This window comes from Nonomuraea cavernae, assembly GCF_040655715.1.
Classification (GTDB): Bacteria; Actinomycetota; Actinomycetes; order Streptosporangiales; family Streptosporangiaceae; genus Nonomuraea; species Nonomuraea cavernae_A.
In genome coordinates, this window is sequence record NZ_JBFAKL010000016.1 from 1 (window position 1) to 10,649 (window position 10,649).

The window sequence follows — 10,649 nt, forward strand, 5'->3', positions numbered from 1 at the left end:
GGGTCGCGCAGCAGCCGGGCCAGTTTCGGCCGCCTGCCGTTCAGCCCGGACCCGACCTCGGTGACGACTTCGGCGACCGTCAATCCCATCCCGGTCGCGGCGGTGACGACTCGCCCTGCCTGGCGCTCAAGGTCGGCCTTCTGGTCAGCGCTCGAGACCCGGCAGTACGCCACCGTCCGGCCGTCTCGATCGGCCGGCTGCTCGAGCACCAGGTACCGGCCGGTCGCGGTCTTGACGACCGGGACCGGCATGGTCCCGTCGCGCGCCCACTTCCAGGCGGTCTGGTAGTGGACGCCGTTCCGCCTGGCCCATTCGGAGAGCTTCACACACTGATGGTCGCAGATAAGGACTGAGGAACGCTGATGATTTCGCTAGCAGCTAATAACCCTACTCCTCGACGGGGACCAGGCCCATCTGGCAGGCGGCCCACTCGGACGGGTCACCTAGCTTGACGTTGGTGCCGCCGATGCCGCAGTGGCCACCGAGGTTCGGGAGGCTGCCGCGGTCTGGACGAGAGATCACCTGGTTGGATTCCCGCCTCCGGTTTCAGCCGTCGGTGTCCTTCGGGTGACGGGGTGAGGCATAGACGACCCAGACCGTGCGAGTGGCGTCATCGATGGCATAGCGAACGCGTCCGCCACTGGTGACCTCGAATTCCCATTGCTCCAGGTCCTGGCCGTTATGACGGTGAGTCGCGAGGTCACCGCGTAGGCGATGTTGACGCTCATGATCCGCCCGTGAGCGTGGATCGGCGCGCAGCGCCTCGAAACATCGGCGCGTGTTGCCCAGGGCGTGACGGCACAACTCCTCCCACCCCTTGACCGCATCACCGGTACCGAACCGGATATCCCAGTCGTCATCCGAAGGCGGGACCGTGACCCGGTCGCCACGCTTCGGACTCATGCTGAAACCTCTACCGGCCCGAAGTCGCCACTTGTGGCTTTGCGAGCCTGGGCGTAGTGCACGGGGTCGGCCTTGATCCGAGCGGTCGCCCGCCAGCCCGCGATGACCTCCTGTGTGGTGACATCGACATCGAGTTCCGCAGCGTCGGAGAGTGCCTCCACCAGTTCGAGGGTGAAGGCACGCAGTTCGGCGGAGGTGAGGTGACGGACCCAGGGGAAGACCTCGGGCATGGCGATGACCAGCGTGCGGGCGGTCGGATCCTGCTTGATGAGGGCGAGGAACAGACGGGATGCCGTAGCCAGTGTCTGCCCGCGCTGATCCTCACGGTCGGCGGCGATCAGGTAGAAGTCCGGGGCATCGCGGTGGGTGACGCGTACCCGACCGAGGCGTGCGGCGCGTTCGGCGACGGCTCGGGGGTTTCTCGACAGGTCCGAGAAGGTGACGGCGTCGGCGTTGCTAGTGCTCACCCTGCCATCGTAAGTCAGAACACATTCTGAAGTTAGTGAACCGGGGAAGGAGCCTCACACGATCGCCTGGCAGTAAACAGGCCAGATTGAGCGGCCAAACGACTCTCAGCGCGAAAAACAGGCATGAATCGCGCAGCAGCCCTTAGAAGGTCGCCCTGAATCAGTTCCCAGCTCGATGAAGGAGCAATGGCGAAGCCGCGCAGACGGACACGGCTCACGACCAGGAAGGCAGAGGCGAGCCCCACAAGCGGGTACGGCCTACCCCCAGAAGCACGGCGCGAGCCGTCCCGGTGAAGTCGGCGCTACTCCTCGGTCGGAACCAGGCCCGTCTGGCAGGCGCCCCACTCGGATGGGTCACCTAGCTTGACGTTGGTGCCGACAATCCCGCAATAGCCATCAGGCACCTTGAACAGGTACTGCTGGTGGCAGAACTTAACTCTCCGCAACAATTCATGCGAGGAGAGTTACATGATCAATGTCCCGGTCGTCTCTTACGCTCGCATATCCGCTGCGGATCGACGCGCAGACCGTTCAGGTGATCGCCGACGGGGTGCTGGTGCGCACCAAGCCGAGCCCGCTCGCTCCGGCTCAGCGTGGCCGGCTGCAAGGGGTTCGGCTGGCCAGCACATCTCCGGCGGCGCCCGAGGCGTTCCCGCGGGTCGAGCGGGTGGTGTCCAGCAACGGCAGCCTCAAAGTCGCCGGCTGCAAGATCCAGGTCGGCCAGACGCACCGGGGCAAGGTCGTCACCGTCGTCCTTGAGCAGACCCAGCTGCGGGTGCTGTTCAAGGGCGAACTGCTGTCGGTGCACCCGCGCACCATCGTCAAGGAGGTCAACCGGCTGCGAGCCAGCGGCCATATCGACTACGAGATCTAGGCACGGTGTAAAGCATCAGCCGATGCCGAACCGTCAAACATCAACTGAAGGTTGACACCTACTTGCGGCGGCCAGAACTTCCCTGGGCATCGCCGATGATCAGCTCGCCGATTCGGACCAGCCGAGCTACGTACGTTCGGCCTTCGCGACGTCGTAGACGCGGAAGGAGCACCCGCAGATCACGAGCGGACTCCTTCACAACTCGAAGCTGATCAGCGTCCAACACACCCCTCTGGCTTCCAACGTAGCTGGTCAGAGGGCCTGCCATGCAGAAGTCCAGGTACGCGACCGGTTGCTCGTAGATGTCGACGCCGCGCAGGTCGTCGGGGAACGGCAGGCCCATGTGCTCCGCCCAGAGCACACAGACCTCATCGAAGACCGCCTTGTTCACTCGCCGGCAGGCGCGACGCCCACCGGACAAGCGACCCCGGTCCCTCCAATCCCGCAGTAGCCGTTTTTGTTGCGGTGAAGATACTGCTGGTGATAATCCTCGGCGAAGTGGAACGGGCCGGCGGGGGCGATCTCCGTGGAGATGTCACCGTAGCCGGCTTCCTTGAGCACCGACTGGTACGCGTCCCGCGAGGTCGTGGCCGCCTTCTCCTGCTCCGGCGAGTGGAAGTAGATGGCCGACCGATACTGGGTGCCGACGTCGTTGCCCTGGCGCATGCCCTGCGTGGGGTCGTGCGACTCCCAGAAGACCTTGAGGAGCTCCTCGTACGAGATCTTCGAGGGGTCGAAGACGACCCGCACCGCCTCGGTGTGGCCGGTCTGGCCGCTGCAGACCTCTTCGTAGGTCGGGTTGGGCGTGTAGCCGCCCTGGTAGCCCACGGCCGTGGTCACGACGCCGGGTGTCTGCCAGAACTTCCGCTCGGCGCCCCAGAAGCAGCCCAGCCCGAAGTCGGCGATCTCGACTCCCGAGGGGTACGGCGGGGCGAGCGGAGCGTCGAGGACCGCGTGCCGCGCCGGGACCGGCATGGCCGTCTCGCGCCCCGGCAGGGCGTCCTCGGGCCGGACCATCGATGTCTTGTTGCCGCCGAACAGCCACCCCATGGTGCCACCTCCATAGCCTCTGTTCACCATACATAGGCCGCAACATTTTAGAGAGGCTACATAATCCCGTATAGCGATACACATTTGTGTTTAAGCATGGTAATGCCCGACTATGGGCTACATGCCTGACCTCCGGCGGGGCGTTCTGTTCGGGATCGCCGCCTACACCATGTGGGGACTCTTCCCCTTGTACTGGCCGCTGCTCAAGCCTTCCGGGGCTGTCGAGATCCTGGCCCACCGGATCGCCTGGTCGCTGATAACGGTCATCGTGGTGCTGGCCGTGCGAAGGCACTGGTCGTGGTTCAGGACGATGATGCGGCAGCCGAGGGAGCTCGGACTGCTGGCGCTGGCAGCGGTGATCGTCACCGTCAACTGGGGCGTCTACATCTACGCGGTCAACAGCGGCCACGTGGTGGAAACCGCGCTCGGATACTTCATCAATCCCCTGGTCAGCGTGCTGTTCGGGGTGGTCCTGCTGCGGGAGCGGCTGCGGCCGTTGCAGTGGACGGCGGTGGGGTTCGGCGCGCTGGCCGTGGTGGTGCTCACGATCGACTACGGGCGGTTGCCGTGGATCGCGCTCACGCTGGCCGTCAGCTTCGGGGTCTACGGGCTGATCAAGAAGCACGCGAACGTGGGGGCGGCAGAGAGCCTCACCGTGGAGACGCTGGTGCTGGTGGCGCCCGCCCTCGGCTATCTGATCTATCTGGAGAGCGCGGGGCAGGCGACGTTCGGGCACGCGGGCGCGGGACACGCGCTGCTCCTCGTGGGCGCGGGCGTGATCACCGCGGTCCCGTTGCTGTGTTTCACCGCGTCCGCGATCAGGGTGCCGCTCAGCACGCTCGGGCTGCTTCAGTACATCGCGCCGGTGCTGCAGTTGCTGTGCGGGGTGCTGGTCGTGAAGGAGACGATGCCGGCCAGCCGCTGGATCGGCTTCTCGATCGTCTGGCTGGCCCTGGCGATCTTCACGTACGACAGCATCCGTACGGCTCGCGCCACGGCGCGGACCCGGAGGTCAGCCCGAACGCTCGACCACGTAGTCACATAGCGTCAAAAATGCGGTCTTGGCGGGGATGTCGGGAAGGCCGGAGATGTCGAGCCGGGCCCGGTCCACCCAGGCGGTCAGCTCGGCCCTGGCCTGGTCCATCGCCGAATGCGCGCGCAGCAGCGTCAGCGCCTCCTCGACGTCCTCCTCGCCCACCGGCCCCGACAGCAGCCGCCCCAGCCTCGACTCCGGGTCCGAGCCGAGCACGTACAGGACGGGGAGCGTGCGGATGCCCTCGCGCAGGTCGGTGCCGGGCGTCTTGCCCGACTGCCGGGAGGTGGACGCCACGTCGAGGAGGTCGTCACCGAGCTGCCAGGCCACGCCGATCGCCTCGCACGCCCTGCTGAGCCGCTCCTCCACGTCGGCCGGAGCTCCGGACAGCAGCGCGCCGAACCGTCCCGAGGCGGCGATCAGCGAGCCGGTCTTGTCGGCCAGCACGTTGATGTAGTGGGCCACCGGGTCCTCGTCGTCGCGCGGCCCCACGGTCTCGCGGATCTGCCCCTGCACGAGGCGGGAGAACGTCTGGGCCTGGATGCGGATCAGCTCCGGCCCGAGGTCGGCCAGGAGGTCGGAGGCCTGGGCGAACAAATAGTCGCCGGTGAGGATGGCCACGGTGTTGTCCCACCGGGCGTTGGCCGACGGCGAGCCCCGGCGCACCGGAGCCTCGTCCATGACGTCGTCGTGGTAGAGCGACCCGAGATGGGTCAGCTCGATGACCACGGCTCCGGTAACGACCCCCGGCGCCGACGCGTCGCCGAACTGCGCGGCCAGCAGCACCATCAACGTGCGAAACCGCTTGCCACCGGCCTCGATGAGGTGCTTGGACGCCCCCGTGACGAAGGCGTCCTCGCTCTCCACCGACGAGCGCAGCAGCTTCTCGACCGCGGCCAGCCCATTGGCCACGTCCTGCGCCAACCGCGCGTCCTCAATGGGAAGGTCAACAACGGGAGGCGCAGACATACGTAGTCCCCTTATCTAATGAACAGGCCGGATGCCGCCTGGTTTGCGAGGTCGAGCATGGGCTGCGGGAAGAGCCCCACTCCTACCGTAACCAGCATCGCGACCGAAATGACGGCCACGGTCCCCGTACTCGGCACCGCGATCGTCGGGCCGTCCGCCGCCGCGTCGCTGAAGAACATCAGCACGATGACCCGGACATAGAAGAACGCGGCGATCGCCGAGGCGATGACACCCAGCACGACCAGGCCGACCATCCAGCCGCCCAGCGAGTCGCCCACCTCGGAGCCGCTGCCGAGCGCCGCCGTGAACACGGCGTACTTTCCGAAGAAACCACTCGTCAACGGAATGCCGGCGAAAGCCAGCAGGAAGAAGGCGAAGGTGCCGGCCAGCACCGGCGACCGCTTGCCCAGCCCGGCCCAGCGCGACAGGTGCCACGCCTCACCGCCGGGATCGCGGATGATCGTCACCACGGCGAACGCGCCCACGGTGGTGAAGCCGTAGACCACCAGGTAGAACAGGATCGCCGAGAGCGAGCCCGAGTTGCCGGCCGGGGTGTCGAACGTCGCCATGACGCCGATGAGCAGGAAGCCCGCGTGCGCGATCGACGAGTAGGCGAGCATCCGCTTGATGTCGGTCTGCGTGATCGCCAGGATCGAGCCCACCAGCATGGTCAGGGCCGCGACGCCCCACATGACCGGGCGCCAGTCCCAGTCGAGGTTGCCCAGACCCACCCAGAACACCCGCAGCAGCGCGCCTACGGCGGCGACCAGGGTGCCGGAGGCCATGAGCGCGGTGATGGGCGTCGGGGCGCCCTGGTAGACGTCCGGCTTCCACGCCTGGAAGGGCGCGGCGCCGATCTTGAACAGCAGGCCCACGCCGAGCAGCGCCATCCCGATCAGCAGCAGCGGGTCGAGCAGCACCCCGGTGGACAGCGCCTGGTTGATGCCGGGCAGCGACACCGTCCCGGCGTAGCCGTAGATCATGGCCGTGCCGTACAGGAAGAACGCCGAGGAGAACGCGCCGAGCAGGAAGTACTTCATCGACGCCTCCTGCGAGAGCAGGCGGCGACGGCGGGCCAGGCCGCACAGGAGGTACAGCGGCAGCGACATGACCTCAAGGGCGATGAACATCGTCAGCAGGTCGTGCGCGGCGGGGAAGAGCATCATGCCGCTGACCGCGAACAGCACCAGCGGGTAGACCTCGGTGTGCCCGCCGCCCTCGGTCTCGGCCTCCTCCTCGTCGGCGCTGCCCGGCACGGCCGCGGCCGAGGTGACGAAGTGACCCTCGTCGTTGATCAGCAGCACGCACACGAACGACAGGACGAGGATGACGCCCCAGATGAACAGCGACGGCCCGTCGACCGCGACCGCGCCCATGGCGGCCGCCGTGGTGGGCAGGCTGCCCCGCAGCACCTGTACGAGCACCAGCGCGAACCCGCCGGCGAGGGAGAGCAGCGTGAGCGGCACGTGGATCGACTTGCGCAGGTAGCGGGGCGCGAACGCCTCCACGAGCACACCGATCACGGCCGCGCCGAAGACCAGCAGCAGCGGCGCCAGCAGGCCGTACTCGATCGTCGGCGCCTCGATGGCTCCGTTCACTGGCCGGCTCCCTTCTCAGCGATAGCCGGATTGTCCACTTGTACGTTGACCAGCGTCTGGGTCACCGTGGGGTTGATCACGTCCAGCAGCGGCTTGGGGTAGAACCCGAACCCGATGATCAGCGCGACCAGCGGCGCCAGCACGAGGATCTCACGCACGTTGAGGTCCTTGAACGCCTTGACCGGCTCGGCGGTCGGCCCGTTCAGGGTGCGCTGCACCATCCACAGGATGTAGACGGCGGCCAGGATCACGGCCAGCGCCGAGATGCCGGCGGCCACACTCAGCGCGCCCGACCCGAAGGCCGTGCTGGAGTAGGCGCCGATCATCACCATGAACTCGCTGACGAAGGACGAGAGCCCCGGCAGCGACAGTCCGGCCAGGCCGGCGACCAGGAAGAAGCCCGCCAGCATCGGGGCGACCTTCTGAACGCCTCCGTAGTCGGAGATGTGCGGCGAGCCGCGCCTGGAGATGAGGAACCCGGCGGCCAGGAAGAGCGCGCCGGTGGCGAAGCCGTGGTTGACCATGTAGAGGGCGGCGCCCGCCTGAGCGACCTGCGACATGGCGAACACGCCCAGCACGATGAAGCCGAAGTGGGAGATCGACGTGTAGGCGATCAGACGCTTCATGTCGCTCTGCCCGATGGCCACGATCGCGCCGTAGATGATGCTGATGACCGCCAGCACCACGATCGGCATCGTGAACGCCTTGGCCGCGTCGGGGAACAACTCCAGGCAGAAGCGGAGCATCCCGAACGTGCCCACCTTGTCCAGCACGCCCACGAGCAGCACGGCGGCCCCGGCCGGGGCCTGCGCGGCCGCGTCGGGCAGCCAGGTGTGCACCGGCCAGAGCGGCGCCTTGATGGCGAAGGCGATGAAGAAGCCGGCGAACAGCCACTTCTGCGTGGCCGGGTCCTGGATGACCCCGACGAGCTCGGGGAACATGAACGTGCCCTTGCCCGCGACCACGTACAGCCCGATCACCGCGACCAGCATGAGCAGGCCGCCGAACAGGGAGTAGAGCAGGAACTTCACGGCCGCGTAGGACCGCTGGGCGCCGCCGTACGACCCGATCATGAAGTACATCGGGATCAGCATGGCTTCGAAGAACACATAGAAGAGGAAGACGTCGGTCGCCGCGAAGACGCCGATCATCATCGCTTCCAGCACGAGCAGCAGCGAGAAGTACGTCTTGACCGACCGCTTCGGCGTGATCAGCGTGCCGTCGGCGGACCTGACCCCGTCGGCGTCGTGCCACGAGGCGAGCACCACGATCGGCACCAGCACCGCGGACAGCGCGATCAGGACGAGCGCGATGCCGTCGACGCCCACGCCGAAGTGCACCCCGAAGCTCGGGATCCAGTCGTAGACCGCCTCGAACTTGAACCGGTCACCGCTCGCCGACGGGAACTGGAACGCCATGACGAGCGTCAGCACCAGGACGACCAGCGACACCGCCAGCGTGACCTGCTTGGCCAGCTTGTCGCTCCCCTTGGGAAGCAGCGCCACCACGATGGCGCCCAGCACGGGCACCACCATGAGGATCGGAAGCCAGAGTGACGACATCAGATGTTCCCAACGAGGAGCAGGGCGCCTGTCAGCAGGGCGGCGCCGATCAGGATGGACAACGCGTACGTTCTGGCGAAGCCCGTCTGCAGCCGCCGCAGCCGGCCCGAGGTCCCGCCGATGCCCGCTGCCAGCCCGTTGACCACCCCGTCGATGCCGCGGTTGTCGAAGAACACCGCGATCCGGGTCAGCCACTGGCCGGGGCGCATGAACAGCGACTCGTTGAGCGCGTCGCCGTACAGGTCACGCCGGGCGAACGTGGTGACGAACGAGCCGCGCGGCGCCACGACGGGCACCTCGGCCCGGCCGTACTTGAACCAGGCGAAGCCCGCGCCGACGGCCACCAGCGCGAGCGTGGTGAGGCCGGGAACGCTGGCGAAGTGGAACTCCGGCAGGTCCACCGGCCGGCCCACGGCGGGCGCCAGCCACAGCAGCAGCCGGTTGCTCAGGATCAGGTAGCCGCCCAGGAAGATCGAGCCGATCGACAGGATGACCAGCGGCACCGTCATGACGGCCGGCGACTCGTGCGGGTGCGCGTCGGCGTCCCAGCGCTTCTCACCGAAGAACGTCATGAAGATCATGCGCGACATGTAGAAGCCGGTGATGCCGGCGCCCGCCACGGCCAGCCAGCCCAGGATGGGCTGGTGGTGCACCGCGGTCTCGATGATGCCGTCCTTGGTGAAGTAGCCGGACAGCAGCGGGAAGCCGATGATCGCCAGGTAGCCGACGAGGAAGGTGACGAAGGTGATCGGCATGTACTTGCGGAGACCGCCGTACTTGCGCATGTTCACCTCGTCGTTCATGCCGTGCATGACCGAGCCGGCGCCGAGGAACATGTCGGCCTTGAAGAAGCCGTGCGTGATCAGGTGGCCGATCGCGAAGGCGTAGCCCACCGGGCCGAGGCCCGCGCCGAGCATCATGTAGCCGATCTGCGACATCGTCGAGCCGGCCAGGCCCTTCTTGATGTCGTCCTTGGCGCTACCGATGATCGCACCGGCGAGCAGCGTGGCCGCGCCGACGATGGCGACGGCGAGCGCCGCGGTCGAGCCCTCGGGGAAGAAGAACGCGCCCGAGCGGACCACCAGGTAGACGCCGGCGGTGACCATGGTCGCGGCGTGGATGAGGGCGGAGACCGGGGTCGGGCCCTCCATCGCGTCGAGCAGCCAGGACTGCAGCGGCAGCTGGGCCGACTTGCCGCACGCGCCGAGGAGCAGCAGCAGGCCGATGGCCAGCGTGGTGCCGTCCTGGACGCCGTTGACCTTGGCGCCCAGGTCGCCGAAGGCGAGGGTGCCGAACGAGGTCCAGATGATGAACATGCCGACCAGCAGCCCGAAGTCGCCGACCCGGTTGACGATGAACGCCTTCTTGGCGGCGACCGCTGCCGACGGCTTGAACTGCCAGAACCCGATCAGCAGGTAGGAGGCCAGGCCGACGCCCTCCCAGCCGATGAACAGTCCGACGTAGTTGTCGGACAGCACCAGCAGGAGCATCGCGGCGATGAACAGGTTGAGGTACGCGAAGAACCTGCGCCGGTCGGGGTCGTGCGCCATGTAGCCGATCGAGTAGATGTGGATCAGCGATCCGACACCGGTGATCAGCAGCGCGAAGCTGATCGACAGCGGGTCGATGAGCAACCCCATGTCGACCATGCCGGGAATGAACTCATACAGATGTACGGCTTGCCGACGCTGTTCGTCCGGCAGGCCGATCAGCGCGAAGAACCCCAGCACCGCCACGACGAACGAGGCGAGGGACATGGCCACGCCCAGCAGATGGCCCCACCGGTTGGTCTTCCGCCCGAGGACGAGCAGGATCGCCGCGCCCAGCAGGGGAAGCACGATCATGAGCCAGGAGACCCCGATCACGCCACCAGCGGTGTGCTGGACGATCTCAACAGGAGATTCCACCAGTCACCTCTTAGTACTTCAGCAGGTTGGCGTCGTCCACGGACGCCGACCTGCGGGTTCGGAAGATCGTCACGATGATGGCCAGGCCTACCACGACCTCGGCCGCTGCCACCACCATCACGAAGAACGCGATGATCTGGCCCTCAAGATTGCCGACTTGCCGGGCGAACGTGACGAACGCCAGGTTGCAGGCGTTGAGCATGAGCTCGACGCACATGAACACCACGATCGCGTTGCGCCGGATCAGCACACCCATCGCGCCGATGGCGAACAGCAGGCCCGACAG

Annotated in this window: 13 protein-coding genes; 2 read left to right on the forward strand and 11 right to left on the reverse strand. The window is 66.9% G+C overall.

Features of this window, described 5'->3' with window-relative positions; genetic code table 11:
* The 4 genes from AB0I38_RS22890 to AB0I38_RS22905 all read right to left on the reverse strand — a co-directional run.
* Nucleotides 1–326: recombinase family protein (locus AB0I38_RS22890; protein ID WP_358471262.1), on the reverse strand; the 326-nt coding region annotated here is incomplete at its 3' end.
* Between the two features lie 61 nt (nucleotides 327–387).
* Complete coding sequence (locus tag AB0I38_RS22895; protein ID WP_358471263.1) at nucleotides 388–522, reverse strand: hypothetical protein; 135 nt, start codon at nucleotides 520–522, stop codon at nucleotides 388–390.
* Between the two features lie 24 nt (nucleotides 523–546).
* Complete coding sequence (locus AB0I38_RS22900; protein WP_358471264.1) at nucleotides 547–903, reverse strand: hypothetical protein; 357 nt, start codon at nucleotides 901–903, stop codon at nucleotides 547–549.
* Nucleotides 900–1,370 (reverse strand): hypothetical protein, encoded by a 471-nt coding sequence (locus AB0I38_RS22905; RefSeq protein ID WP_358471265.1) that lies wholly within the window; start codon nucleotides 1,368–1,370, stop codon nucleotides 900–902. The genes AB0I38_RS22900 and AB0I38_RS22905 overlap by 4 nt, the downstream gene beginning before the upstream one ends.
* A 475-nt stretch (nucleotides 1,371–1,845) precedes the next feature.
* Between AB0I38_RS22905 and AB0I38_RS22910 the strand changes: the two genes are divergently transcribed.
* Nucleotides 1,846–2,244: a hypothetical protein gene (locus tag AB0I38_RS22910; RefSeq protein WP_358471266.1), complete on the forward strand. Its 399-nt coding sequence runs from the start codon at nucleotides 1,846–1,848 to the stop codon at nucleotides 2,242–2,244.
* A 58-nt stretch (nucleotides 2,245–2,302) separates the two neighbouring features.
* Here AB0I38_RS22910 and AB0I38_RS22915 read toward each other — a convergent pair whose 3' ends face one another.
* A complete protein-coding gene (locus AB0I38_RS22915) occupies nucleotides 2,303–2,635 on the reverse strand; it encodes a hypothetical protein (protein WP_358471267.1) in 333 nt (110 codons plus the stop codon).
* Nucleotides 2,632–3,294: a peptide-methionine (S)-S-oxide reductase MsrA gene (msrA, locus tag AB0I38_RS22920; protein WP_358471268.1), complete on the reverse strand. Its 663-nt coding sequence runs from the start codon at nucleotides 3,292–3,294 to the stop codon at nucleotides 2,632–2,634. Before msrA ends, AB0I38_RS22915 begins: the two co-directional genes overlap by 4 nt.
* Before the next feature lie 121 nt (nucleotides 3,295–3,415).
* Between msrA and rarD the strand changes: the two genes are divergently transcribed.
* Entirely contained in the window at nucleotides 3,416–4,339 is a 924-nt protein-coding gene (rarD, locus tag AB0I38_RS22925) for an EamA family transporter RarD (RefSeq protein WP_358471270.1), read from the forward strand.
* Here the strand turns inward: rarD and AB0I38_RS22930 are convergent.
* The 5 genes from AB0I38_RS22930 to nuoK all read right to left on the reverse strand — a co-directional run bounded on the left by AB0I38_RS22930 (nucleotide 4,307) and on the right by nuoK (nucleotide 10,619).
* The gene (locus tag AB0I38_RS22930; protein WP_358471272.1) at nucleotides 4,307–5,296 is read right to left on the reverse strand and encodes a polyprenyl synthetase family protein; all 990 of its coding nucleotides are present in this window, start codon (nucleotides 5,294–5,296) and stop codon (nucleotides 4,307–4,309) included. The genes rarD and AB0I38_RS22930 overlap by 33 nt on opposite strands.
* 11 nt (nucleotides 5,297–5,307) lie before the next feature.
* Complete coding sequence (gene nuoN / locus AB0I38_RS22935) at nucleotides 5,308–6,894, reverse strand: NADH-quinone oxidoreductase subunit NuoN (protein WP_358471274.1); 1,587 nt, start codon at nucleotides 6,892–6,894, stop codon at nucleotides 5,308–5,310.
* Nucleotides 6,891–8,456: an NADH-quinone oxidoreductase subunit M gene (locus tag AB0I38_RS22940; RefSeq protein WP_358471275.1), complete on the reverse strand. Its 1,566-nt coding sequence runs from the start codon at nucleotides 8,454–8,456 to the stop codon at nucleotides 6,891–6,893. Before AB0I38_RS22940 ends, nuoN begins: the two co-directional genes overlap by 4 nt.
* Entirely contained in the window at nucleotides 8,456–10,300 is a 1,845-nt protein-coding gene (gene nuoL / locus AB0I38_RS22945) for an NADH-quinone oxidoreductase subunit L (protein WP_358471564.1), read from the reverse strand. Before nuoL ends, AB0I38_RS22940 begins: the two co-directional genes overlap by 1 nt.
* Nucleotides 10,301–10,373: 73 nt before the next feature.
* On the reverse strand, nucleotides 10,374–10,619 hold the full coding sequence (gene nuoK / locus AB0I38_RS22950; protein WP_049559522.1) for an NADH-quinone oxidoreductase subunit NuoK: 246 nt from the start codon (nucleotides 10,617–10,619) through the stop codon (nucleotides 10,374–10,376).
* Between the last annotated feature and the right edge of the window lie 30 nt (nucleotides 10,620–10,649).